At 39.3% G+C, this 24,438-nt stretch carries 23 protein-coding genes, 1 tRNA gene, 1 rRNA gene and 2 pseudogenes; 21 read left to right on the plus strand and 6 right to left on the minus strand.

Features of this window, described 5'->3' with window-relative positions; translation table 11 throughout:
- From rrf to tsaD, 6 genes are all read left to right on the plus strand, one after another.
- Positions 1-116: ribosomal RNA gene (gene rrf, locus UP17_RS01505) — 5S ribosomal RNA — on the plus strand.
- A 66-nt stretch (positions 117-182) separates the two neighbouring features.
- Positions 183-256, plus strand: a tRNA-Met gene (locus UP17_RS01510).
- A 181-nt stretch (positions 257-437) separates the two neighbouring features.
- Positions 438-890 carry a tRNA (adenosine(37)-N6)-threonylcarbamoyltransferase complex ATPase subunit type 1 TsaE gene (gene tsaE, locus UP17_RS01515; RefSeq protein ID WP_061461194.1) on the plus strand — a complete coding sequence of 151 codons (453 nt, stop codon included), beginning with the start codon at positions 438-440 and terminating at the stop codon, positions 888-890.
- Positions 890-1,582 (plus strand): tRNA (adenosine(37)-N6)-threonylcarbamoyltransferase complex dimerization subunit type 1 TsaB, encoded by a 693-nt coding sequence (tsaB, locus tag UP17_RS01520; RefSeq protein WP_061461195.1) that lies wholly within the window; start codon positions 890-892, stop codon positions 1,580-1,582. Before tsaE ends, tsaB begins: the two co-directional genes overlap by 1 nt.
- 21 nt (positions 1,583-1,603) lie before the next feature.
- Positions 1,604-2,056, plus strand: coding sequence for a ribosomal protein S18-alanine N-acetyltransferase (gene rimI / locus UP17_RS01525; RefSeq protein ID WP_061461196.1), 453 nt, complete (start codon positions 1,604-1,606; stop codon positions 2,054-2,056).
- Entirely contained in the window at positions 2,053-3,063 is a 1,011-nt protein-coding gene (tsaD, locus tag UP17_RS01530; protein WP_061461197.1) for a tRNA (adenosine(37)-N6)-threonylcarbamoyltransferase complex transferase subunit TsaD, read from the plus strand. Before rimI ends, tsaD begins: the two co-directional genes overlap by 4 nt.
- A 277-nt stretch (positions 3,064-3,340) precedes the next feature.
- Here tsaD and UP17_RS01535 read toward each other — a convergent pair whose 3' ends face one another.
- Positions 3,341-5,260, minus strand: a complete 1,920-nt coding sequence (locus tag UP17_RS01535) for an ABC-F family ATP-binding cassette domain-containing protein (protein WP_061461198.1) — start codon at positions 5,258-5,260, stop codon at positions 3,341-3,343.
- A 131-nt stretch (positions 5,261-5,391) separates the two neighbouring features.
- Between UP17_RS01535 and moaC the strand changes: the two genes are divergently transcribed.
- Positions 5,392-5,898 carry a cyclic pyranopterin monophosphate synthase MoaC gene (gene moaC, locus UP17_RS01540; protein ID WP_061461199.1) on the plus strand — a complete coding sequence of 169 codons (507 nt, stop codon included), beginning with the start codon at positions 5,392-5,394 and terminating at the stop codon, positions 5,896-5,898.
- A 33-nt stretch (positions 5,899-5,931) separates the two neighbouring features.
- Positions 5,932-6,591, plus strand: a complete 660-nt coding sequence (locus UP17_RS01545) for a redox-sensing transcriptional repressor Rex (protein ID WP_061461200.1) — start codon at positions 5,932-5,934, stop codon at positions 6,589-6,591.
- A gap of 29 nt (positions 6,592-6,620) precedes the next feature.
- On the opposite strand, the gene UP17_RS01550 is transcribed toward UP17_RS01545, so the two are convergent.
- Both UP17_RS01550 and UP17_RS01555 read right to left on the minus strand, forming a co-directional pair.
- Positions 6,621-6,833, minus strand: a complete 213-nt coding sequence (locus UP17_RS01550) for a YdiK family protein (protein WP_061461201.1) — start codon at positions 6,831-6,833, stop codon at positions 6,621-6,623.
- The gene (locus UP17_RS01555) at positions 6,830-7,555 is read right to left on the minus strand and encodes a CPBP family intramembrane glutamic endopeptidase (protein WP_061461202.1); all 726 of its coding nucleotides are present in this window, start codon (positions 7,553-7,555) and stop codon (positions 6,830-6,832) included. Before UP17_RS01555 ends, UP17_RS01550 begins: the two co-directional genes overlap by 4 nt.
- 336 nt (positions 7,556-7,891) lie before the next feature.
- Here UP17_RS01555 and groES point away from each other — a divergent pair, with 336 nt between their 5' ends.
- A complete protein-coding gene (gene groES / locus UP17_RS01560) occupies positions 7,892-8,176 on the plus strand; it encodes a co-chaperone GroES (protein WP_053348954.1) in 285 nt (94 codons plus the stop codon).
- A gap of 59 nt (positions 8,177-8,235) precedes the next feature.
- Positions 8,236-9,873: a chaperonin GroEL gene (gene groL / locus UP17_RS01565; RefSeq protein ID WP_061461203.1), complete on the plus strand. Its 1,638-nt coding sequence runs from the start codon at positions 8,236-8,238 to the stop codon at positions 9,871-9,873.
- A 462-nt stretch (positions 9,874-10,335) separates the two neighbouring features.
- On the opposite strand, the pseudogene UP17_RS28505 reads toward groL, so the two are convergent.
- Positions 10,336-10,487 (minus strand): annotated as a pseudogene (locus tag UP17_RS28505) (IS6 family transposase); the annotation flags it as partial.
- Between the two features lie 190 nt (positions 10,488-10,677).
- On the opposite strand from UP17_RS28505, the gene UP17_RS01575 reads away from it, so the two are divergent.
- The 3 genes from UP17_RS01575 (at position 10,678) to UP17_RS01585 (ending at position 14,383) form a co-directional block, all read left to right on the plus strand.
- Entirely contained in the window at positions 10,678-12,018 is a 1,341-nt protein-coding gene (locus UP17_RS01575) for a sensor histidine kinase (protein ID WP_250211737.1), read from the plus strand.
- On the plus strand, positions 12,015-12,647 hold the full coding sequence (locus UP17_RS01580) for a response regulator (RefSeq protein WP_061461205.1): 633 nt from the start codon (positions 12,015-12,017) through the stop codon (positions 12,645-12,647). Before UP17_RS01575 ends, UP17_RS01580 begins: the two co-directional genes overlap by 4 nt.
- A 404-nt stretch (positions 12,648-13,051) precedes the next feature.
- On the plus strand, positions 13,052-14,383 hold the full coding sequence (locus UP17_RS01585) for a peptide MFS transporter (RefSeq protein WP_061461206.1): 1,332 nt from the start codon (positions 13,052-13,054) through the stop codon (positions 14,381-14,383).
- Here the strand turns inward: UP17_RS01585 and UP17_RS25905 are convergent.
- Complete coding sequence (locus UP17_RS25905) at positions 14,342-14,602, minus strand: tyrosine-type recombinase/integrase (RefSeq protein WP_081108666.1); 261 nt, start codon at positions 14,600-14,602, stop codon at positions 14,342-14,344. The genes UP17_RS01585 and UP17_RS25905 overlap by 42 nt on opposite strands.
- 354 nt (positions 14,603-14,956) lie before the next feature.
- Here UP17_RS25905 and UP17_RS01590 point away from each other — a divergent pair, with 354 nt between their 5' ends.
- Together UP17_RS01590 and UP17_RS29120 are read left to right on the plus strand one after the other, a co-directional pair.
- Complete coding sequence (locus tag UP17_RS01590) at positions 14,957-15,394, plus strand: VOC family protein (RefSeq protein WP_061461207.1); 438 nt, start codon at positions 14,957-14,959, stop codon at positions 15,392-15,394.
- A 631-nt stretch (positions 15,395-16,025) separates the two neighbouring features.
- On the plus strand, positions 16,026-16,154 hold the full coding sequence (locus UP17_RS29120; RefSeq protein WP_284149550.1) for a hypothetical protein: 129 nt from the start codon (positions 16,026-16,028) through the stop codon (positions 16,152-16,154).
- Between the two features lie 47 nt (positions 16,155-16,201).
- Here UP17_RS29120 and UP17_RS29125 read toward each other — a convergent pair whose 3' ends face one another.
- Positions 16,202-16,333 (minus strand): hypothetical protein, encoded by a 132-nt coding sequence (locus UP17_RS29125; RefSeq protein WP_284149551.1) that lies wholly within the window; start codon positions 16,331-16,333, stop codon positions 16,202-16,204.
- A gap of 235 nt (positions 16,334-16,568) precedes the next feature.
- Here UP17_RS29125 and UP17_RS29670 point away from each other — a divergent pair.
- The 6 genes and pseudogenes from UP17_RS29670 to UP17_RS01620 all read left to right on the plus strand — a co-directional run.
- Positions 16,569-16,734: pseudogene (locus UP17_RS29670) on the plus strand (IS6 family transposase); the annotation flags it as partial.
- Between the two features lie 199 nt (positions 16,735-16,933).
- The gene (locus tag UP17_RS01595) at positions 16,934-17,665 is read left to right on the plus strand and encodes a GntR family transcriptional regulator (RefSeq protein ID WP_061461208.1); all 732 of its coding nucleotides are present in this window, start codon (positions 16,934-16,936) and stop codon (positions 17,663-17,665) included.
- A complete protein-coding gene (gene gntK, locus UP17_RS01600; RefSeq protein WP_061461209.1) occupies positions 17,658-19,202 on the plus strand; it encodes a gluconokinase in 1,545 nt (514 codons plus the stop codon). The genes UP17_RS01595 and gntK overlap by 8 nt, the downstream gene beginning before the upstream one ends.
- A gap of 18 nt (positions 19,203-19,220) precedes the next feature.
- Positions 19,221-20,567, plus strand: coding sequence for a GntP family permease (locus UP17_RS01605; protein ID WP_061461210.1), 1,347 nt, complete (start codon positions 19,221-19,223; stop codon positions 20,565-20,567).
- 79 nt (positions 20,568-20,646) lie between these two features.
- Positions 20,647-22,050, plus strand: coding sequence for a decarboxylating NADP(+)-dependent phosphogluconate dehydrogenase (gene gnd, locus UP17_RS01610; RefSeq protein WP_061461211.1), 1,404 nt, complete (start codon positions 20,647-20,649; stop codon positions 22,048-22,050).
- 750 nt (positions 22,051-22,800) lie between these two features.
- Positions 22,801-23,508: an SH3 domain-containing protein gene (locus UP17_RS01620; protein ID WP_061461213.1), complete on the plus strand. Its 708-nt coding sequence runs from the start codon at positions 22,801-22,803 to the stop codon at positions 23,506-23,508.
- Positions 23,509-24,438: the final 930 nt, after the last annotated feature.

Here is a 24,438-nt window from a genome sequence, read left to right on the forward strand (position 1 = left end):
TTTGGTGGCGATAGCGAAGAGGTCACACCCGTTCCCATTCCGAACACGGCAGTTAAGCTCTTCAGCGCCAATGGTAGTTGGGGGTTTCCCCCTGTGAGAGTAGGACGCCGCCAAGCTATAATCTTTGTATCCTTTTTGAGAAATTGGGAATACTGAATTTATAAAAGCACCATTTATACCGTCGCGGGGTGGAGCAGTCCGGTAGCTCGTCGGGCTCATAACCCGAAGGTCGCAGGTTCAAATCCTGTCCCCGCAATCATAAAAAAAGCGAAACTTAGGTTTCGTTTTTTTGTTTTATCCAAATTTCAAGTAATTATGACCCTAACTTATTTGTTTCTTCTTTTGAAACAAGGTAAACTACATATAGAATGGTTTTTGTTCCATAACCGACATGAACTATAGGACGTTTTCCTAATAATGATAAAGGTGATTGATATATGCAACATTTTGAATGGATTTCTCAGGATGAGGAAGAAACAGCGCAATTTGCGCATAAATTGGCACAAAAACTTTCGAGTGGAGATGTACTGGCTTTAGAAGGTGACCTAGGTGCAGGGAAAACGGCATTCACAAAAGGGCTAGCTAAAGGGTTAGGTGTTACTAGAGTAGTAAATAGCCCTACCTTTACGATAATAAAGGAATACATGGGGCGATTGCCTTTATATCATATGGATGTATATCGGGTAAGTGAATCAGAAGAAGATTTAGGCTTTGATGAATATTTTGATGGTGATGGTGTGACTGTCGTTGAATGGGCCCATTTAATAAAGGATCACCTTCCTGATGAAATCTTGACCATTTATATTTATCGTCTTAGTGATACAAGCCGGCGTTTTGTCTTAGCAGCCAAAGGTGAACGATATGTAACGTTATGTAAGGAGATTATTTGATGAAGGTTTTAGCTATAGATACTTCGAATTTCACATTAGGGATTGCGCTGATAAATGGGAGTCAAGTAATTGGTGAGTATACGACGAACCTAAAGAAAAACCATTCGGTGCGGGTAATGCCAGCAATTGAGACGCTGTTAAGGGATTGTGATACTAATCCGAAGGAATTGACTAAGATAGTGGTCGCTCAAGGTCCAGGCTCTTATACAGGCGTCAGAATTGGTGTGACGATTGCGAAAACCTTGGCCTGGACGCTTCAGATTCCGTTATCAGGTGTTTCCAGTTTAGAAGTTTTAGCAGCAAATGGACGTTATTTTAACGGGTTGATATCTCCCTTGTTCGATGCAAGAAGAGGGCAGATTTATACTGGATTATATGAAATGAAAAACGATCTGTTAAAAACAGTCATGGAAGATTGTAATATTCTATCCTCTGAGTGGGCGATGCGATTGAAGGAATTAAATCGTCCTGTTTTATTTGTTGGTCAAGATGTTGATATCCATCGGGATGCGATTACGGAAGCGTTAGGCAATTTAGCAGTATTTGCTCCGGTACAGTCGTTTAACTCAAGACCAAGCGAACTAGCCTTCATTGGTCTTCTCAAGACTGAAGTGGATGTTCACCAGTTTGTACCGAATTATATTCGCATGGCTGAAGCAGAAGCTAAGTGGCTTGAACAGCAGGGGAAATAAAAAGGAAAGCGACCGATTACTATGAGTAAAACATTGACGTTCCGAAAGATGAAAACGGAAGATATCGACCAAGTGCTTAACGTGGAAAAACAATCCTTTACTTTGCCTTGGAGCCGGGAAGCTTTTTTTAATGAATTGAATCATAATCAATATGCTGTATACATGGTGATAGAAGATGAGGGGAAAATAGCTGGTTATTGCGGCGCTTGGATTGTCATTGATGAATCGCACATTACCAATATTGCAATTTTACCTGAATACCGAGGGCAAAAGCTTGGAGAAGCTTTGCTCAGGAAGATGATTGAAATCTCCATTGCAATGGGTGTGGTGCGGATGACGCTTGAAGTCCGTGTCAGTAATGCAGTAGCCATTTCACTTTATGAAAAACTAGGTTTCCAAAAGGGTGGAATCCGAAAAAATTATTATACAGATAATCAAGAAGATGCTTATGTTATGTGGGTGAATTTTTCATGAAAACAAATCAACTTATATTAGGAATTGAAACGAGCTGTGATGAAACTGCGGCAGCTGTCATAAAAAACGGAACAGAGATACTAAGCAATGTCGTGGCGTCACAAATAGAAAGCCATAAACGTTTTGGCGGAGTCGTCCCCGAAATAGCTTCCCGTCACCATGTAGAGCAAATTACGATTGTTCTTGAAGAGGCGCTGCTTCAGGCGGGTGTGACATATCAAGATTTGGATGCCATTGCCGTTACAGAAGGCCCTGGACTTGTAGGGGCACTATTAATAGGCGTTAATGCGGCTAAGGCTGTAGCCTTTGCACATGGAATCCCGATTGTAGGTACGCATCATATAGCGGGCCATATCTATGCAAATAGACTTATTCAGGAGATCCAATATCCTGCCCTTTCTTTGGTCGTTTCGGGAGGTCATACTGAATTGGTTCTTTTGGAGGAACCGGGTTCTTTCAAGGTGATAGGTGAGACGCGGGATGATGCAGCAGGAGAGGCGTATGATAAAGTGGCTCGAACCTTGGGGCTCCCTTATCCTGGTGGCCCTCATATCGATAGACTTGCACAAGAAGGTTCACCTTCATTGAAACTGCCTCGGGCATGGTTGGATGGCAGCTATGACTTTTCTTTCAGCGGGTTGAAATCAGCTGTAATTAACACTTTGCATAATGCAGAACAGCGCGGGGAAAAAATTGAACCTAAAGATTTGGCGGCAAGTTTCCAAGCAAGCGTGATAGAAGTGCTTGTAATGAAAGCTGTTAAGGCTGCCAAGGAATATAATGTGAAACAGGTATTGCTTGCCGGAGGAGTTGCGGCAAATAAAGGCCTGAGGGAAGCATTAACGGAAGCTTTTAAGGATTTACCTATGGATATATCCATTCCGCCCCTCTACCTTTGTACGGACAATGCGGCCATGATCGGTGCTGCCGGCAGTGTCATGTTTGAAAAAGGTAAGCGCTCCGGATTGGATTTGAACGGAAATCCCGGATTGGATATAGAAGCATAATTGACGTGAAGACAGGACCTTAACTTCGGGATCCTGTCTTTTTATCGTGTTTAATGAAAAAAATAGAATATTCTGTGGATAAAGTTTATTTGACAATCAAACTGCATGTGTATAAACAGGAGTTTTGTGGATAAGTGGATATGTTTCTGTGGATTATGTGTATAACTCGAATCAATGGCTAGTAAACGGCAAGTGATTTGTTAATAATTTTGTGGATAACTTTTAAGGGCATTTTAACTGGAAAAGAAAAGACCGAGTCATTTGACTCGGTCAATTGTCATTCTTCCAGTTCAGCCCATTCTTCGAGAAGCAGGTCTAATTTTTCCTGTGCTACATCAAGCTTTGTTTGGACTTCCATTACTTTCTCATGGTCCTGGAAAACATTTGGGTCACAAAGGTGTTCGTTGCATTCGTTTATTTCGGTTTCAAGAAGCTCCATGGCCGCCTCGATTTCCTCAATGCGCCTTTTTCGCTGGCGTTCAGCTTTTTTTGCTTCTTTATCAATTTTATAATTTGTTTTTTCTGCGGTTACATCTAAGGTTTTTACATGGTTTTCCTGTTCTAGCTCTTTGATTTCAGCTTGCTCCTGTTTCTTCTCTACGTAGTAATCATAATCACCGAGGAATTCTTCGTTTCCGTCTTTGGAAAGCTCGATCACTTTCGTTGCTATCCGATTTATGAAATAGCGGTCATGTGAGACGAAAAGAATGGTTCCCGGATAATCGATCAATGCGTTTTCAAGCACCAATTTACTGTCGAGGTCTAAATGGTTTGTTGGCTCATCAAGAATTAAAAAATTCCCTTTTTCCATCATCATTTTGGCTAGAGCTAGCCTGGCCTTTTCACCGCCGCTTAGTGTGGAAACGGTTTTCAAAACATCGTCCCCACTAAAAAGAAAATTACCGAGTACGGTGCGTATGTCCTTTTCCGGTTTAAGGGGATAATCATCCCATAATTCATTGAGTACGCGTTTATTGGAAATAAGGTTAGCCTGTTCCTGATCGTAGTAGCTGACTTCGACGTTCGTTCCAAAACGGAAATTCCCAGAAAGTGCAGGCAGCTTAGAGATGATCGTTTTCAATAACGTTGATTTTCCAACGCCATTTGGGCCAACAAGAGCTATGCTCTCTCCTTTTGTCATCCGGGAATTTATATTTTTTGATACCGTTTCCCCTTCGTAACCGATAGCCAAATCCTGAAGGTGTAGCACTTCATTTCCGCTTTGCCGTTCAATCTGGAAAGAGAAATTAGCGGATTTTTCATCACCTTGCGGCTTGTCCAATACATCCATCTTTTCGAGCTGTTTGCGTCTGCTTTGTGCTCTTTTCGTGGTGGAAGCCCTTGTGATATTGCGTTGGACAAAGTCGCGAAGCTTTTCGATTTCCCCTTGTTGTTTCTCGAACAGCTTCATGTCCCGCTCATAATCTTCCGCTTTTCCCTCTAGGTAAGAACTATAATTGCCATAGTACTTTTTCATGTTATTCCGGGAAATTTCATATACCTGGTTTACAACTTTATCTAGAAAATAGCGGTCATGGGAAACAATAAGAACAGCTCCTTGGTAGCCTTGTAAATATTGTTCAAGCCAAGAAAGGGTTTCGATATCCAAATGGTTCGTTGGCTCATCCAGAATCAATATATCCGGTTTCCTTAAAAGCAGCTTCCCTAAAGCAAGTCTTGTTTTTTGTCCACCGCTTAAAGTGGAAATTGGGGTAGAATAGTCAAAATCAGCAAACTGAAGTCCATGCAATACTGAACGAATATCCGCTTCATATTGATAACCGCCCTTCTCTTTGAAAGCTACCATCAAAGTGTCATATTCATTTAATACTTTTTGGTAAATTGCTTCATTTTCAAAGATGTCAGGTCTGGCCATATCAGCCTCAAGGCGACGCAGTTCTTTTTCTTGTTCTAAAAGGTCATTGAATACAGTCAGCATTTCATCCCAAATGGTCAGTTCTGATTCCAGTCCCGTGTCCTGTGCCATATATCCGATGGTGACACCTTTTGGTTTGATTATTTCACCGCCATCATGGGAAAGCTGCCCGGCTATGATTTTTAGCAGAGTAGATTTTCCAGCGCCATTTCGGCCGACAAGTGCAATTCTATCCTTATTTTGAACTTCGAGCTTCATATTTGATAAAATAAGTTCAGCTCCATAATATTTCGATAGTTGATTGATTTGTAATAAAATCATAGATTTCACCTCAATTGATTATTGTTAGTGTAACGTATTATAGTTATTATCGGCAACAGCTTGGTTCCAAGCAAAAACAAGCTATTACATAAAGTGGAATAATAGTGTATGATTTAGGAGGGGTTACTTAAATGGGAGACTTAACGCATTTTAATGAACAAGGCCGGGCTAAGATGGTTGATGTGACTGCTAAGCCTGAGACATCCCGGACGGCAATAGCTCAATCGAGTATTTTATTGAACGATGAAATATATGAGTTGGTCACGAACCAGAAAATGAAAAAAGGTGATGTACTGGCCGTTGCACAGGTTGCAGGAATCATGGCCAGCAAAAATACATCCAATATAATTCCAATGTGCCACCCTATTGCTCTGCAAGGGGTCAACATAGCCTTTGAATGGGAAAAAGAAGATGAAGGATATAGGCTTAGGATTGAAACGGAAGCTAAGACAAAAGGGAGTACAGGTGTGGAAATGGAAGCGTTAACAGCTGCATCCGTGACTGCCTTGACTATTTATGACATGTGTAAGGCCCTTGATAAGGGAATGGTAATCGGGCCTACATTCTTAGTGGAGAAAACAGGCGGAGTGTCTAGTAACGATTATAAAAGACAAGTAATTCAAACAGATAGAGATTAAGTTGAAAAGCATGTGTGAAGGCGGGGAAGAATTATGAACCATGACCCAAAGATACCGCAGGCAACAGCCAAAAGGTTGCCATTGTATTATCGATTTTTAAAGAACTTACATTCCTCAGGCAAACAAAGAGTTTCCTCGGCAGAGCTAAGCGAAGCTGTAAAGGTGGATTCTGCGACCATTCGCCGTGATTTTTCCTACTTTGGAGCGCTTGGAAAAAAAGGCTACGGCTACAATGTCAATTATTTATTATCCTTCTTTAGAAAAACACTAGATCAAGATGAACTGACAAAAGTCGCTTTAATCGGAGTGGGGAATTTAGGGACTGCTTTTTTAAATTACAATTTCATTAAAAATAATAATACGAAGATTGAAATGGCATTTGAAGTTTCTGAAGATAAGGTCGGCAAGCAAATAGCTGATGTGCCAATCTATCATATGGATCAAATCGATACACTATTGCAGGAAAATAATATTACTGCGGCTATTTTGACAGTGCCTGCTCAGGTAGCACAGACGATAACCGATCGTCTAGTCAAAGCTGATATAAAAGGAATATTGAATTTCACACCTGCACGGCTGACGGTACCCCCATCCATAAGGGTTCACCACATTGACCTGGCCGTGGAGCTTCAGTCACTCATCTACTTTCTGAAACATTATCCTGTGGTGGAAGAAGCTGCATTGGAGGAATGAAAAAAACGCTGCATCTTCGCAGCGTTTTTTTATTTTTTCTTATTTTTTTGGGCGGCTTTAATCTTAAAGTGAAGCATGATCATGCGTAATCCCGATCCAAAGTCTAAAGTCGCAATTAGTACAAGTATGTAGGCAAAGATTCCCCATCCGGAAGAACTGACGGTTTGAATCGCGATAGCGGTAAAAAGAGCTCCTAAGCCTGCATAAATGATACCCATGAATAATGGTGATTGACGTTTCATAATAAACCTCCGATGAAGGCCTGTGCAGTATCTAGCATCTTCTCAATATCATCCCGATTTACAACTTGAAAGATGATAACAAGCGTATTCATCGCAATATGTGCGCTCATGGAAACGAGGATGCGGCCCGTTTTCGCATAAAGAAAAGCAAAGGTAAAACCCATTGCCGAATATAAAAGAAGATGTTCCAATTCACCATGCGCCAAGCCAAAAATAACTGAACTGAGTAAAGCAGAAATAAAGAAGTTAAAGCGTTTATGAAGTGATCCGAAAATGATTTTCCGAAAAATGATTTCTTCCAATATAGGTCCAATAACTGAAGTGACGAAAATGACTATGGGAACTTGGTAAATGAGTGAAATGAGCTGCTGTGTATTTTCAGATTCAGGCTCCACCCCAAGCATCTGTTCAATGTACCCAGCAATGCTTTGCGCAAAAAGAGCGAGGAACACTCCGGCAACTGCCCATAATATGGACGTGGGAATGGAAGCTGGAGTGCTTCTGTCCATTTTTTCCTTCATATCTTTTCTCATTAAAAACAGGATCAAGGATAGAGCAACGAAAAAGCTGAATACGATCCAGTATGCTGCAGACTTCACCTGGAGTTCATCAGCAGTCATTCCAGTTGAAGACCCGATCAGCATGAAAAGAGGTACCCCAACAATACTGGATAATTGCATGGAAATGTAGGTGATGATGACGAACCAATATTCTTTTTTCAAAAATGAAAACTCCTTTTATTTAGTCACCCATTCCGCTTAGAACGTTCCTGATATGGGGACAATCTATAAACGCATACTCCAAAATGGTATCAAATAATGAGACAGAACACCACTTAAAGGTACCCCTAACAAAACATTTTAGCACCTTTGTTAAAAGAATCATTATGCTAAAGTAGTATACCCGAAATTTATCAGAAATTAATAAAAAATTTTCGATAAGATACTTGCAAAAAAGGCCCGGTTTATTTAATATTATAAATGTGTTAGCACTCGATGGTGAAGAGTGCTAATAATCATGAAACAAATTATCAAGAGAATATGAGGAGGTTGTTTCACTTGTTAAAACCATTAGGTGATCGCGTTATTATTGAACTAGTTCAATCTGAAGAAAAGACTGCAAGCGGTATTGTTCTTCCTGATACTGCAAAAGAAAAGCCACAAGAAGGTAAGGTAGTAGCTGTTGGTACTGGCCGTGTCCTTGAAAATGGCGAACGTGTTGCTTTAGAGGTTGCCCAAGGCGATCTAATTATCTTCTCAAAATATGCAGGTACTGAAGTTAAATACGAAGATACTGAATACTTAATTTTACGTGAAAGCGACATTCTAGCTGTTATCGGCTAATTATACATCATACTTAACTGAACGAAAATTTTCTTAAAATTTTAGGGAGGTACTTATAAATGGCTAAAGAAATTAAATTTAGTGAAGAAGCTCGCCGCTCCATGCTTCGTGGTGTGGACGCACTTGCAGATGCAGTTAAAGTAACGCTTGGACCAAAAGGTCGTAACGTGGTTCTTGAGAAAAAATTCGGTTCACCGCTTATCACAAATGACGGTGTGACGATCGCTAAAGAAATTGAATTGGAAGATGCATTCGAAAACATGGGTGCGAAATTGGTTGCTGAAGTAGCGAGCAAAACAAACGACGTAGCTGGTGACGGTACAACTACTGCAACGGTTCTAGCGCAAGCGATGATTCGTGAAGGTCTTAAAAACGTAACAGCTGGTGCAAACCCAATGGGTATCCGTAAAGGGATCGAAAAAGCGGTTAATACTGCAATTGCAGAATTAAAAGCTATTTCTCAACCTGTTGAAAACAAAGAATCGATTGCACAAGTTGCTGCTATCTCTTCAGCTGATGAAGAAGTGGGCCAACTGATTGCTGAAGCTATGGAACGTGTTGGTAACGACGGCGTCATCACTATCGAAGAGTCTAAAGGTTTCACAACTGAATTGGACGTTGTAGAAGGTATGCAGTTCGACCGTGGATATGCTTCTCCTTATATGGTTACAGATTCAGATAAAATGGAAGCTGTTTTAGACAATCCATATATCTTAATCACGGATAAAAAAGTAACGAATATCCAAGAAATCCTTCCTGTACTTGAGCAAGTTGTTCAACAAGGGAAACCACTATTATTGATTGCTGAAGATGTAGAAGGCGAAGCGCTTGCAACTCTTGTTGTGAACAAACTTCGTGGAACATTCAATGCAGTTGCGGTTAAAGCTCCTGGATTCGGTGACCGTCGTAAAGCAATGCTTGAAGACATCGCAGCTCTTACAGGCGGCGAAGTAATCACTGAAGAAATCGGACTTGATCTTAAATCTGCAACAATCGAATCTTTAGGACGTGCTTCTAAAGTGGTTGTTACAAAAGAAAATACAACAATCGTTGAAGGTTCTGGAGATACAGCTCAAATTCAAGCTCGTGTAAACCAAATCCGTGTTCAATTAGAAGAAACAACTTCTGAATTCGACCGTGAAAAATTACAAGAGCGCCTTGCTAAATTAGCTGGCGGTGTAGCCGTGATCAAAGTCGGTGCAGCTACTGAAACGGAATTAAAAGAACGTAAACTTCGTATTGAAGATGCATTGAACTCCACTCGTGCCGCTGTTGAAGAAGGTATCGTAGCCGGTGGTGGTACAGCACTTCTTAACGTATACAATAAAATCGCTGAAATTCAAGCGGAAGGCGACGTAGCAACAGGCGTGAAAATCGTTCTTCGTGCTATCGAAGAGCCTGTTCGTCAAATCGCTCACAATGCTGGACTTGAAGGCTCTGTAATCGTAGAGCGCCTTAAAGGCGAAGCAGTTGGTACTGGCTTCAATGCAGCTACTGGACAATGGGTGAACATGATCGAATCTGGTATCGTCGATCCTACAAAAGTAACTCGTTCAGCTCTACAAAACGCTGGTTCTGTAGCAGCCATGTTCTTAACAACAGAAGCTGTTGTAGCTGACAAACCAGAACCTGCTGGTGCTGGCGGAATGGGCATGCCTGATATGGGCGGCATGGGCGGAATGGGCGGCATGATGTAATCATCGCTTAAATCCCTTAATATAGGGGTTTAACGAGGATTCAGAGTGGATGCTCACCAAACATGTGAATATCTTTAAAGTTGAAGGCCTCCCACAGTTTACTGTGGGGGGCCTTTTTCTTTGTTGTCAGTCATGTGAGCATACATCGTTAATTGAGACTGTATGCCCTAATTGTTTTTTCAGTAACTATGCGTGCTAAACGATTGCTGCGTAATTTCCTTATTGGTATATGCGGTAACTTCCTAATAAGAAGTTGTAACCGTATTGCAGGCTGTTTTTGCACTAATGACTTGTTTAAAACATAGAGCTCTAATATTCTTTTCATCTATGAATCATGATGCTACTATGTATTCAATCTCGCATTGGACAGACTTCACCCCTTGTTGAAGTGATCCTTTTTTCAGCCCAACAGTTCATCTCCACTTTAGATATCTGTTTGGCTATTCGAAATATTTTTAATCCTAGCATAGAACGGACTTTCTTATCCAACTCAGGAGCATATTGAAGGACCCACGCAGTAGAGCTATGGATAAGCATCGTTCCTCCATGATTTTCATAAAATCATGAAAACGCAAGTTGTACAGTAGGAACCACCTTACTGTGTGAATAATAATTTCAAGTACATAATGCTTCTAAAGAGAATACTTGCAGGATGTTCGGATTTTTTACCAGAACCCATTTTTTGTAATTTTCATAATTACGATGAATTGCGTATAATGGAAGGGTATACATGAACTTAAAATAAATCTGAAATGAAAGAATGGTCATCATTCTATTCTATAAGCAATTAAAGGTGAAATGATTATGATAGCTAGTCTTATGAAGTCTTGGACAATATGGATAAAAATTGGAGTAATTTTATTCGGGGTATTCTTACTGTCGTGGTTGGGTCCTGACGAAATTGGCCTTACTGATTTGCTTATTTCTTTAAGAGAAGGTGAAGAAACGGGAAATAAGCTAATGCTTGCCGTTTTTTTGTTAATTTCTTTAAATACAGTTTTAGCTTTGTTTCATTATATTGGTGCACTGCTGTTGGGAGACGAAATCGGTGCTCGTTTAAACCGTCCATGGTTAAAAATCATCATTCCTCTTATTGTTATTCCTCTCGACTATATCGTGATAAATGCTTATTATTCATTAACATACTCATTTAGCGCCTATGCGTTGTTATTGTTGTTCGCAATCTTATTATTGCAAGCCTTTGAAAAGGATAGGCTAAAGCCAATTATTAAATCAATTATTTGTTCTCAATTAATCTTTGGGATTGAATGGCTGAATGAGATTCCTTCTTTATCCCAATATGGATTTGGCCAAGGGTCGCTTTCAATGGAATTAAAAGATATAGCAGTTCAAGTTGGATTTGAGCAATCTTTAACATTGTACAGTTTAACTTTGTGTTTAATTTTTGTTATTAATGCTGTTATTTTAGCTGTGTATTTTTCATTAGCTGAACAAAAGTGGCGGATAAAGCAAGAGCTTCATTATGCGCAATTAGAAGCGATGCAGTCTAGGTCAGGACGGGAAGCGCTCTATCTGGTCCATGATTTAAAAACGCCTCTCACAGCAATTGAGGGGCTAAATTCTTTAATTAGTTTGAAGGTGGACGATTCTAAAATTAAAGAGTATTGTCAAAAGATTTCATCATCGATTCATTCCGTTAGCGACATGATTTCTGAGATTTTATATGATGATAAAAAACATTGGTGCCGTATAAAAGATTTAGTTGGATACGTCAAAGCAAGCAGACTGAGCGGGACAAATCTTAATTTGAAAGTAGACTTTCAAACAGATCCCGAAATTAAAATTTTAATTAATAAAATCCGAATGACAAGGGCATTAGTGAACTTAATTGACAATGCTTACGATGCAGTGAATGGAATAGAAGATGGTAAGATTTTGCTTAAGATAAAAACCTATGAAAATGAACTTTGGTTGGGCGTATCAGATAATGGGATAGGGATTACACCTAAAGAGCAGGAGAAAATATGGAAAGCTGGGTTCAGTACAAAATCGCATCCAGGGATGGGATTAGCTTTCGTACGACAAGTTGCTAAAGGGCATGGTGCATCTTTAGAAATTGACAGCAAGCTTGGACACGGGACAACAATTTGGATTAAACTAGCCGAGAGGAGTGTGTCAAGATGAACATTTTAGTCATTGATGATGATGCATCAATTCAATATATGCTAAGTGAAATTTGTGAATTTGCCGGCTGGAATGTAGATACGGCTAACAACGGAAAAGAAGGGTTAAATGTGTTTGCAGAAAAAGGAGCAGATGTTGTTTTAGTTGATTATCATATGCCGGAAATGGACGGAATAAAAACGGTGGGTGAGCTCCGTACCCTTAATGCCGATGTTCCGATTCTTGTATTGACAGTCGATGAACGACAGGAAATTGCTGATCGCTTTCTTGAAGCAGGCGCAACTGATTTTGCCTTAAAGCCTGTAAAAGCGCCTGATTTGATTTCAAGAATTCAACTGCATGCCCGCCTAGCAAAATTAACCCAATCAGCTCCGCAGCAAAAATTCAGTGAAGAAAAGGATGTATTTGTAACAAAGGGAATTAGTAAGAGAACACTTTGTCACATTAGTGATTTTCTGCATTCTAATCGTGAACCTTTTTCTGTTGATACAATTTCTAAGGAAGTTGGTTTGGCTTATCCGACCGTCTATCGCTATATTATGCATTTACTTGATGAAGGAAAAGTGGAAATTATTGTGAGTTATCAAAAAATAGGAAGACCGAAAAATTTATATCAATGGATTGACTAAGAAACTGCCTTAATACTAGGCAGTTTTTTTATTATGATGGGGACCTCTGTTGCTGCACAGACCATTAATGCTATAAGACTTTTTTTCTTTTTTTTCTGTATTTTTATATTTTCTGATAATATAAAATTATTTTACAACACTAAAGATTCTTTAAAATATAAATTCATTCATTGAATGTCTTCAAGTTAAATGAATGAATTTATAAGTTAATGCTCATGTAGATTTTGCTATCAGATTCTTTTTGCACCAGAGCGAAGGTTAAAAATGTAAACGCTTACTGATAATGGGTTGGATGGCATGCGTGGCCATCATCGTACCAATCAATTGTCTATTAAAATAAAGACCATGTAATTATTTTGGGAATGTAGCGATTGGTGGTTAACCATATTGAGGAGGACTTTATTATGCAAGCACTATTAAAAGAAGAAGTTCAGCAGCCAAACCCGTCCAGGAAAAAGCATCCTCTTGGATTGTATATGCTGTTCGCGACTGAGGCATGGGAGCGCTTCAGTTATTACGGAATGAGAGCAATCCTTGTTCTTTACTTAACGGCAACTGTTGTAAACGGCGGGCTTGGAGTCGACAAATCTACGGCTATGGGCATATACGGATTCTTTACTGGTGCCGTTTATATTACGCCAATGATTGGCGGATACTTAACTGACCGTTTCATAGGCAGAAGATTGGCGATTACGATTGGTGGCATTTTAATGGCGCTTGGTAACTTTTCGCTATTCGCAAGTCAGAGTTTGACGGCGCTTTACATTGGTCTTGGTTTATTGATTATCGGTAATGGTTTCTTCAAGCCAAACATCTCGACAATTGTTGGTGATCTTTATGAAGACAACGATCCGCGTCGTGATGGAGCTTTCACCATCTTCTATATGGGTATTAACGTTGGGGCTTTCTTCGCACCATTAATAGTTGGACTTATGAGCTATAAATATGGATTCCTGACAGCAGCAATTGGCATGATTGTAGGGCAGTTAGTTTTCAACTTATTAGGCAATCGTTATTTAGGCGATATCGGTAAAGAACCTACTGGTAAACCGGAAGTTACAGCTGGTCAAAAATCAGCTGCACCGTTAACGAAAAGAGAACAAAAACGTACAGCGGCAATCGTGATTTTGGCAGTCTTCGTTATTGCGTTCTGGGCCGCTTTCGAGCAGGCAGGAAGTTCATTGACATTGTACGCTAATGACCAAATTGATCGGACTGTATTTGGTTTTGAGGTTCCGACTGCTTGGTTCCAATCATTGAACCCATTATTCATCGTGATTTTAGCGCCAATCATGTCTGCTTTATGGTACAAGCTTGGCAGCTCAAAACGCGGTGACTTAAAAACTCCAACGAAGATGGCTCTTGGTTTGGTCACTGTTGGTTTAGGTTTCTTAGTACTGCTTCCTGCTGTTATGTATACAGGAAACGATACAGCGCTGAAAGTAAATATCCTGTTCATGATTGTAACGTATTTCCTTCATACATTAGCCGAATTAATGATTTCACCAGTTGGCTTATCAATGGTAAGCAAAATTGCTCCAATCAAGCTTGCCTCTCTTCTAATGGGAGTATGGCTGGCAAGTTCCGCGGTAGCTAATATGGTAGCCGGCCAATTAGCTGCATATACGCAGTCTTTAGGTTACCTGGAAATCTTCAGTGTAATTGGTTTTGTAACAATTGGTTTAGGTATTGTACTATTGCTTCTTTCGAAGCCAGTAGCAAAGCTGATGAAATAATGAGAAAAGGAGCTGACCCAAATGGCACATAATGTGCCTTTTGGGTCGAGCTTTTTTGTATATGGCCGTGCTTTGGAATATCATTGGTGTATTTATGTCTGAATGCCCTAATATCTCTTGTATCTCTTTTATACCTGCCCCAGCTTCAATGAGAAGGGATGTATAAGTATGTCTAAAGCTGTGTGGAGTGATGTGCTTGTCTACATCCAAATGCTTCATTAAACGCTCATAACCCTTGGATGACCGATGTTTTCAGCAAAAATGAAATCTTGATCCTCATATACTAACCGTTGTTTCATTTTCAATTCCATCTGCTCACGCTTGTGTCCTCTGCTTTAGAACATTATCTAAAAGTACACACTGTGATATAAATTGAAACGCCGTATACGCGAACCGTACGTACGGTGTTGTGAGAGGGCGAAAATAAACTTATTTTCCCCCTACTCGATTATGCAACTAAAGGGGCAGGTTTGTTGAAGAAGGATATTTTCTGTTTTAAGCGAATTAGAATTTCAAACAAACTTTACACGAATACAGGTATTGAAAATAACAGGAATATAGGAGGTATGAGATATGAAGATCAATAGAATAGATCATGTGAGTATAAACGTAAATGATCTTTCAGAGGCTAAAGCGTTTTTTCTTGATTTAGGACTTGAAGTACAAGCGGAATGGGAATTGGATGGAGAACAGTTGGACAGAATAGTTGGGCTTAATGATGTTAAAACGGCATGTGTAGGATTGGGGATGCCAGATGGTCAGGCATGGATAGAGCTAGTCAAATTTTATACGCCGTCAGATGAAAAAGATATTCAGCAACCTTTGGCAAATACGCTGGGTATCCGACATATTTGCTTTGCTGTTGAAGATATTGAAGCTATTGTTGCAAAATTGAAAAAGAAAGGCACGGAAATCTTTAGTGAGATACAGCAATATGAAGAAAGTTATAAGTTATGCTACGTTCGTGGTCCAGAGGGAATTATTTTAGAGTTGGCGGAGAAGATCAGATAAATATTGAATGGGACTTTAAATGATTTAGACCTCCAACTTTAAAGATTTCTTCTTAAACTATCGGGTGCTTTACTTGAAGAAGTCAAATAAAAAAGTCGGTTCCTTAACGTAAGGGAATTCGACTTTTTTATGTTTGAATTTGCTTAGCGTACAAAATTTCCGAAATGTTGGCGATACTCCTTTATACAACTAACGGGGCAGTTTAGTTGAAGAGTGCTGTCTGATCTTTATTCAACAAATGGGCATATTCTGGAATAACGGGTGACCCCAAGACACCTGTAACTTTTACATTTAAACTTTAGCGGAAATAATAAAATTCTTTTTGGTTAAGCCTTAGAGGACATTAGAATCTTTAATTCCTGGTGTTAATGTCCTCTATCCTTTATCTATCTCTACCATACTTCCAGAACCACAAAATAAAAAATAGTCCTTGATAAGAGAAAGGCATCTTACAAAAAAGTCCCGCAGAATGAAATCTTGCGGGACTTTTTGAATACCAGTGGTTAGCGGTTATTATCAGAATAACTAGGATTGAATTTCTTCACCGATCGATACGAAAAGCCTTTGTCTTCATTCAAAAGCACAATTCCATCTAAAAGAACTAGCCACCATTGCTCAATGCGATCACTGGATGGCCTCGAATGATAAAAACAGAGAGTTTTTAGAAGGGACATTAGGAGATGGTTGTTTACGGGAACTGCCTGATTTCGATATCGATGGTGAAGTAAAGAAAAACTTTGGCTATATTTCACCGAATTAAAGGCGTTTCCAGTGTGTCTTGAGCCACTATATCTCTAAACTTGGATATTAAGAGTTAGATTTTTTATTACGCTTTTTTCTTTTTACCAAATAGACAATGAAAGAAATTAAAGCAACCAAGTATATGAATATAGTAATTTGATATCCTACATCAAACCAATTCACATGTGTTTCATTCATGTTATTATGCCTCCTTTAGAAATTAACAGGGTATGTAACTGATTTACTATAACCCAGAGGTTGACGCCCAGTATGATGAGGGCGACCTAGATATGTAATCATCGCTTAAATCCCTTAATAAAGAGGTTTAACGAGGATTCAGAAATGAATGCTCACCTAACATGTGAATATCTTTAAAGTAGAAGGCCTCCCACAGTTTACTGATGGGAGGCCTTTTCTTATTTGTTGTCAGTAAAGACAAAATCCCATGTTGGGAATGAAATCATTTCGAACAGCCACCTATATTTTGAGTGGTATCGAAGTAAGCGTATGGTTTAAAAAAATCAATCTCATCAACAGGCAAAGTCTGCACAAAATGAGGTTGAATTGGGATTCATAAGTTGTTCGGAGTAGCTGCTTAATCCCAAAGTTAACAGGATATTACATTCTATGTTTCTATTCCATTATTTTTGCACTAGAACCTTCTAAACTCCCCAATAAACTTTGACTTTTATTAACGAGAATCTAGTTAAATTCAAAAAAAAGGCGCTTGCATTATTAATTTTTTTGATTATAATACTTGTATACAAGTGTACTTGAACTCTATTAGAAGGTGAATTTATGGTCGAATCAAAGGAATTTCTTTATCCTGTAAAATGGCTTTCAAAAGCTTCAGCTGGTGATCGTGTAACATCCGAACTTAGAATGCGGATTATTTCGGGTATGATTGAAAGCGGTACCATCCTATCCGAAAATAAATTAGCTGCTGATTTTGGTGTTAGCCGCTCACCGATTCGTGAAGCGTTAAAAATACTGGCATCTGAAAATATCATCCGATTAGAAAGAATGGGTGCGGTTGTCATTGGTTTAACAGAAAAAGAATATGCAGAAATTTATGATGTGCGTTTACTCATCGAGACGTTTGTATTTGAACGGCTAGTAAGAATGGACACGAATGAATTAGTAATGGAACTTAGTAAAATATTAGAAATGATGAAAATTTCCATAAAGTACCGAGATGCTGATGAGTTTTCCAATCAGGATGTCATATTCCATGAAACAATTATTCGGTCCATCAATCATTCCTACATCCTGATGATCTGGGATAATTTAAAATCTGTGATGGAAAGTTTGATTCTTCTATCCATGCGGAGTCGTTTTAAAGAAAAGTATGAAGACTTTACACGGATCATAAATAATCATCAACTTTATATTGATGCGATCAAAACAAAAGATCGAAACCTTATGATTAAGTCGTTACATAAAAATTTTGATGATGTTCAAGAGAAAGTTGAAGACTTATGGATGTCCCAACAGATGCTTTCAAAAGGGGTCGAACAAGAAAATGACTAGCTATATGTTAGGCGTAGACATCGGTACAACAAGTACAAAAGCTGTATTATTTACGAAAAAAGGAGATGTCATTCAGCAAGAGAATATTGGTTATCCTCTTTACACACCTGATATGACAACGGCGGAACAAGACCCTGAGGAGATTTTTCAGGCTGTTTTGAAAGCCTTTTCAAATATAACGAAACAGCATTCAGATAAAAAACTATCATTCATTTCATTTAGCAGTGCGATGCATAGTGTTATAGCTATGGATGAAAATGACCAGCCGCTAACCCCTTGTATCACTTGGGCAGATAATCGCAGTGAAGCTTGGGCCCATAAAATAAAAGCTGAATTAGATGGGCATGAAGTTTACAAACGAACCGGAACACCTATACACCCGATGTCACCATTATCCAAGATCGCCTGGATCGTGAATGACCGCCCAGAGATTGCAACCAATGTTAAAAAGTACATCGGGATTAAAGAATATATCTTTAAAAAGTTCTTTGATCAATATGTTGTCGATTATTCTCTTGCTTCATCGATGGGCATGATGAATCTCAAAAACTTGGATTGGGATGAGGAAGCCTTAAGAATTGCTGGAATAACGCGTGGTCAATTATCTGAGCTCGTACCAACAACAAAGATTTTTAACAACTGTGATCCGGATTTAGCCAAACAAATTGGGATTGACCCAGAAACCTCTTTCGTCATTGGGGCAAGTGATGGTGTTCTTTCAAATCTAGGTGTAAACGCTATCCGGAAAGGTGAAATCGCTGTCACGATTGGGACAAGCGGTGCGATTCGGACGATTATTGACGAGCCGAAAACAGACGAAAAAGGAAGAATCTTTTGCTATGCTTTAACGGAAAAGCATTGGGTGATTGGCGGGCCGGTAAACAATGGCGGGATGGTCCTCCGCTGGATTCGCGATGAATTTGCTTCATCCGAGGTAGAAACAGCTAAAAGACTCGGAATCGACGCTTATGAAGTTTTAACCAAGATTGCCGAACGTGTAAGACCAGGGGCTGATGGATTGTTATTCCATCCATATCTTGCAGGTGAACGTGCACCATTATGGAATCCGGACGTACGGGGTTCATTTTTCGGATTAACACTGTCGCATAAGAAAGAACATATGATTCGAGCGGCTCTAGAGGGAGTCATTTACAATTTATACACAGTATTTTTAGCCTTAACCGAATGCATGGACGGTCCCGTGACCCGAATTCAAGCTACGGGTGGCTTCGCTAGGTCGGCTGTTTGGCGGCAAATGATGTCCGATATCTTCGAATCGGAAGTCGTGGTTCCGGAAAGCTACGAAAGTTCCTGCCTGGGTGCTTGTATATTGGGGTTATATGCCACCGGGGAAATTGAGTCCTTCGAAGTAGTTTCAGAAATGATAGGCAATACCCACAAGCACACACCGATAGCTGATTCTGTAAAAGAATATAGGCAGCTACTGCCGATTTTTATTAACCTATCAAGGGTATTGGAAAACGAATATACACAGGTTGCGAATTATCAAAGAAACTTAATAAATGCTGCAAAGTAAAGACATGGAGGAATTACGATGCCATTAGTTATTGTCGCTTTAGGAATTGTCGCTTTATTAATTTTAATAATGGGCTTAAAATTAAACACCTTTATTTCCTTAATCATTGTGTCGTTTGGAGTGGCTTTAGCACTTGGGATGCCACTTGATGGAATTGTCAAAACCATTGAAGCAGGATTAGGCGGAACACTTGGTCACTTAGCGTTAATCTTTGGACTTGGAGCGATGTTGGGTAAGTTAATCGCAGATTCAGGCGGCGCGCAGCGCATTGCCATGACCCTTGTTAAAAAATTCGGTGAAAAGAATATTCAATGGGCAGTCGTAGCAGCATCATTTATTATCGGTATCGCGTTATTTTTTGAAGTGGGATTAGTATTATTAATTCCAATCGTATTTGCGATTTCAAGAGAATTAAAAGTTTCGATATTATATCTTGGTATTCCAATGGTAGCGGCATTATCCGTGACTCACGGTTTCTTACCGCCGCACCCGGGACCAACCGTTATCGCTGGTGAATATGGTGCAGACATTGGTCAGGTTTTACTGTACGGCTTCATCATTGCGGTACCAACCGTTATTTTAGCTGGACCAGTATTTACAAAGATAGCTAAAAGATTAGTACCTGACTCATTTACGAAAACAGGCAGCATTGCCTCTTTAGGAGAACAAAAATCTTTTAAACTTGAAGACACACCTGGATTTGGAATCAGTGTATTTACCGCTTTACTTCCGGTTATATTAATGTCAATTGCTACGATTATCACTTTGATGCAAAAAACAATGGGATTTGAAGATAATGGTTTATTGGCAGCTATCCGATTTATTGGTGAAGCCGGTACTTCCATGTTGCTTTCTTTATTATTTGCGGTCTATTCAATGGGATTAGCAAGAAAGATTCCAATGAAAGATATTATGGAATCTTGTACCTCAGCAATCTTGCATATCGGAATGATGCTCTTAATCATAGGGGGCGGCGGAGCCTTCAAGCAAGTATTGATCGACGGCGGTGTAGGTGACTATGTAGCTGAATTATTCAAAGGAACATCATTATCACCAATCCTGCTTGCCTGGATCATCGCGGCAATCCTGCGTATTTCCTTAGGATCTGCTACCGTAGCTGCTTTAACGACAGCTGGTTTAGTTATTCCGATGTTAGGTCAGACGGACGTTAACCTTGCTCTAGTTGTACTTGCTACAGGAGCGGGAAGTTTAATCGCTTCACACGTTAACGATGCTGGCTTCTGGATGTTTAAAGAGTATTTTGGTTTAAGCATGAAAGAAACATTTGCAACATGGACCTTGCTTGAGACGATCATTTCAGTAGCCGGATTAGGATTTATTCTATTACTAAGCTTATTTGTATAGGCCTTTCCCGGCAGTAAATCCCCACTTATAGTAGGGATTTACTGCCTATTATTCTTACATAGAAGGAGCAGAAAATTAAATGTACAATACAATTGGTGTCATTGGTTTAGGGGTAATGGGCAGTAATATCGCTTTAAATATGGCTAGTAAGGGGGAAAAAGTAGCTGTCTATAACTACACAAGAGATTTAACGGATCAGCTTGTGGCTGAATTGGATAGTCAGTCGCTCCATCCGTATTACGAAATCCAGGACTTTGTTCAGTCACTGGAAACGCCAAGAAAGATTTTTCTAATGGTGACTGCGGGCAAGCCGATCGACTCGGTGATCAATTCATTGCTTCCTCATCTTGAATCAGGCGATATTATCATGGACGGCGGCAACTCCCATTACGAAGATACTGAACGCAGATATGATGAATTGAAATCTAAAGGAATCAGTTATTTGGGAATTGGTATTTCTGGTGGAGAAGTCGGGGCGTTAAAAGGACCTTCGATCATGCCGGGTGGAGATAAAGACGCCTATGAAAAAGTAGCTCCAATTCTGACAAAAATCGCAGCACAAGTAAATGATGACCCTTGCTGTACCTATATCGGTCCAAAAGGAGCAGGTCATTTTGTGAAAATGGTACATAACGGGATTGAGTATGCAGATATGCAATTAATCGCTGAAGCCTATACATTTTTAAGAGAAAAGCTGCATTTGGAAGTTAATGAAATTGCTGGCATCTTTGAAACATGGAATCAAGGCGAACTGAAAAGTTATTTAATCGAAATCACTGCCGAAATTTTAAGGAAAAAAGATGAAGTAACGGGCTTACCCTTGATCGATGTGATTCTTGATAAAGCAGGACAAAAGGGCACAGGCAAATGGACCAGCATGCAAGCTATTGATAACGGAATACCAGCATCGATTATTACAGAGTCTTTGTTTGCTCGTTACATTTCCGCTTTAAAAGAAGAACGGGTCAATGCAGAACATATTCTAACAGGCCCTGAGAACGATCAGCAAAAATTAGATAAAAATGAGTGGATTGACTATATTAGACAAGCATTATATATGGGAAAAGTTTGTGCATACGCGCAAGGTTTTACTCAATATAAAATGACTTCTGAACTTTACGGCTGGGATTTGCCTTTAAAGGATATTGCGCTGATTTTCCGTGGTGGCTGCATCATTCGTGCAGAATTTTTAAACGTCATTAGCGAAGCCTATCAAGAGCAGCCGAATCTGGCTAATTTATTAATCTCACCATATTTTGCCGAAAAGGTTACGGATTACCAGGTAGGATTGCGAGAGGTTGTCTGTGAGGGAATAAACTCCGGTATCTCGTTTCCATGTTTAAGCGCTTCACTCACTTATTACGATAGTTATCGAAAAGGCATCTCAAATGCTAACCTTTTGCAAGCACAACGTGATTATTTTGGTGCACATACCTATGAACGACGTGATTTAGCAGGAGTCTTTCACACAAACTGGCAGTGATAGAAAGTGACAAAAGAAACAGTCATTTCTCAATAAGCGTTCATGAATTTGAGATGAATAAATTTCACAAACTCTTGAAAAATCTGTTATTAACTGACAATGTTATGTTTCCTGCTCTTGTATCAAAAGATGCGGTATATCAAAAAGCAAAAAAACTGATGGAAATGACAGGAATTGAAAAGCTTGCAGATAATACAATCACTTAAGGATCTGGCGGCCTTGCTATAATACATTTTTAGCACATATCGTTAAAGATATTACACACTCTCACCATACGGGCGGCATAATGTAATAATTGCTTAAATCCCTTGAAATATAGGGGTTTAACGAGGATTTAGAAATGGATGCTCACCCAACATGTAAATATTTTTAAAGTGAAGGTCTTCCATCAGTTTATTCAGTTTATTGAACTGCTGGGAGGCCTTTTCTTTCATGTTGTCAGTCGTATGAGCATAGAAGTTTATCATTGTTGAATTTCTATCAACCCCACCCATTGCTTGGCACGGGGCAACGCGCCAAGACCGACCAGATGTAACACAAACAATGGATAAGGATAGATAGGAGATAGCTGCTATGTAAGAGAAGGAAGGTAAGCGAATAAAGGATCTAATCGTATAGGGAAACAGAAGAAGGGAAAAGGAAATCTTATCGGTATCCCTAACAACTTCTGGATAGGCTAAACTTATCTAGACAGAAAATTTAAGGTCAGGTAGACTACAGATACAACTAGTTATAGAAAAGAGGTCCGATATGCGACGTGATATACAACCGAATGAACGAGCTTTCTCTTCCAAGGAAGTGGCAGAAGAAGTGGGGATTGCAACTCCCACTGTTAGAAAGTATGGTCAAATCTTAGAAAGGAATGGATATGAGTTTTTGAAAGATGGAGATCGACGTATCTTTGTTCAATCTGACATCGGGGTGCTTATAGCGCTACGCGATACGGACAAGCCCCTAGACGATACAGCTAAAGACCTTGTATTTCAACAAAAAGAAAGATTAGAAGGATCCAATGAAACTGAGATAGCGATACCCGATACATATGAAAATTTACCCCACGACCCCAATCAATTAAAAGAGGTCTTAATGTTTTTAGTCAATGAACTCGCAGCCACACGTGAAATGAATGTCCAACTGACAAGCGATATGTCAGAGATTAAAACAAAGGTTTCCCGGCTCCAGCAAGATCATCATGTTATAAGTTCTAGTATTGGAAATTCAGCGCAAAGAACTAATACTAAAATTGAACAATTAACTGAACAACAAAATATCCATTACGAAACATTGCTGCAACAAGAAAAACAAAAAAGCGAAATCTTACAAAAAGAAATACAAAATATGCGGGACGAACAGAAAAAAGACTGGAGTTCACAAAATGAATTTAATAAACGTTTAGAAGAAGCGATACAAAAACGTTCAGAAAAATGGTGGGGGCTTTTCTCCATATTCAGAAAATAAGGCGACTGTCATGTTTTTTTTGCCTAACTGTGTAATGATTTGTGGAAGCAAAATTATTGATGTAGAAACATTTGATAAATCTTTTTTTTATATATAATAATGGATAAAAGCATAGTGACATATATGATTCGCATAGCTGAAACACAGAATTAAGAAAGAGTATTTCAACTTTACAGGATTTGGTGCCTGCTATGTAATCGCTCGGCGATACCAATGTTTCGCAAGTTCTACCAGAGGCAAACAGAGGCTCAATTGAAATTCATTATAGATTTGTTTAAGCGATATGCATCTAAAACAAAATCACAATTTGAGGCAAGCAAAAAAGGCATGTTTGATAAAATGGGAGTTGAGGCGGTTGAATACTTGCATTCAAAAAAAGAGTCATCCTTAATAGAGTTGCTCCAGACAGTGGTTGATCGGTTCTTTTTTTGTCTGTTTCGTATCGCTGGGCGATATAACTTGGTTTAATAGAAAAGCTATGTTCGATATCCAAAACATGATATACATCCGAATGAACGAGTATCTCTTCTAAGGTAGTGGAAGAAGAAATGGGGATGCAACACCCACTGTCAAAAGTATGGTCAAAACTTAGAACGAAACGGATATGTGTTTTTAAGATGGTGATTGCCTATCTTTATTCAATCCGACATCGAAGCGGTCATAGCGTTACGCGATACGGACAAGCCCCTAGAGGGTACGGCTAGAACCTTGTGTACCTACAAAAAGATAGATTAGAAAAAACTAATGAAACAGAGATACCGATACCCGATACATATGATAATTTAATCCATAATCCCAAACGATTAAAAGAGATTTTAATTGTTTTAACCAATGAACTCGTAGCTACGCGTGAAATGAACATCCACTGACAAACGATATGTCTCAGCTTAAAACAATGGTTTCCAGCTCCAGAAAGATCCATGTCCTTAA

The sequence above is a fragment of the Peribacillus simplex genome (genome assembly GCF_001578185.1).
GTDB classification, from domain to species: Bacteria; Bacillota; Bacilli; order Bacillales; family DSM-1321; genus Peribacillus; species Peribacillus simplex_A.

Bases quoted from the DNA above. Each gene is read 5' to 3' on its own strand.
- tsaE (WP_061461194.1), top strand. From the start codon at position 438: ATGCAACATTTTGAATGGATTTCTCAGGATGAGGAAGAAACAGCGCAA.
- tsaB (WP_061461195.1), top strand. From the start codon at position 890: ATGAAGGTTTTAGCTATAGATACTTCGAATTTCACATTAGGGATTGCG.
- rimI (WP_061461196.1), top strand. From the start codon at position 1,604: ATGAGTAAAACATTGACGTTCCGAAAGATGAAAACGGAAGATATCGAC.
- tsaD (WP_061461197.1), top strand. From the start codon at position 2,053: ATGAAAACAAATCAACTTATATTAGGAATTGAAACGAGCTGTGATGAA.
- UP17_RS01535 (WP_061461198.1), bottom strand. From the start codon at position 5,260: ATGATTTTATTACAAATCAATCAACTATCGAAATATTATGGAGCTGAA.
- moaC (WP_061461199.1), top strand. From the start codon at position 5,392: ATGGGAGACTTAACGCATTTTAATGAACAAGGCCGGGCTAAGATGGTT.
- UP17_RS01545 (WP_061461200.1), top strand. From the start codon at position 5,932: ATGAACCATGACCCAAAGATACCGCAGGCAACAGCCAAAAGGTTGCCA.
- UP17_RS01550 (WP_061461201.1), bottom strand. From the start codon at position 6,833: ATGAAACGTCAATCACCATTATTCATGGGTATCATTTATGCAGGCTTA.
- groL (WP_061461203.1), top strand. From the start codon at position 8,236: ATGGCTAAAGAAATTAAATTTAGTGAAGAAGCTCGCCGCTCCATGCTT.
- UP17_RS01575 (WP_250211737.1), top strand. From the start codon at position 10,678: ATGATAGCTAGTCTTATGAAGTCTTGGACAATATGGATAAAAATTGGA.
- UP17_RS01580 (WP_061461205.1), top strand. From the start codon at position 12,015: ATGAACATTTTAGTCATTGATGATGATGCATCAATTCAATATATGCTA.
- UP17_RS01585 (WP_061461206.1), top strand. From the start codon at position 13,052: ATGCAAGCACTATTAAAAGAAGAAGTTCAGCAGCCAAACCCGTCCAGG.
- UP17_RS25905 (WP_081108666.1), bottom strand. From the start codon at position 14,602: ATGAAGCATTTGGATGTAGACAAGCACATCACTCCACACAGCTTTAGA.
- UP17_RS01590 (WP_061461207.1), top strand. From the start codon at position 14,957: ATGAAGATCAATAGAATAGATCATGTGAGTATAAACGTAAATGATCTT.
- UP17_RS29120 (WP_284149550.1), top strand. From the start codon at position 16,026: ATGGCCTCGAATGATAAAAACAGAGAGTTTTTAGAAGGGACATTAGGA.
- UP17_RS29125 (WP_284149551.1), bottom strand. From the start codon at position 16,333: ATGAATGAAACACATGTGAATTGGTTTGATGTAGGATATCAAATTACT.
- UP17_RS01595 (WP_061461208.1), top strand. From the start codon at position 16,934: ATGGTCGAATCAAAGGAATTTCTTTATCCTGTAAAATGGCTTTCAAAA.
- gntK (WP_061461209.1), top strand. From the start codon at position 17,658: ATGACTAGCTATATGTTAGGCGTAGACATCGGTACAACAAGTACAAAA.
- UP17_RS01605 (WP_061461210.1), top strand. From the start codon at position 19,221: ATGCCATTAGTTATTGTCGCTTTAGGAATTGTCGCTTTATTAATTTTA.
- gnd (WP_061461211.1), top strand. From the start codon at position 20,647: ATGTACAATACAATTGGTGTCATTGGTTTAGGGGTAATGGGCAGTAAT.
- UP17_RS01620 (WP_061461213.1), top strand. From the start codon at position 22,801: ATGCGACGTGATATACAACCGAATGAACGAGCTTTCTCTTCCAAGGAA.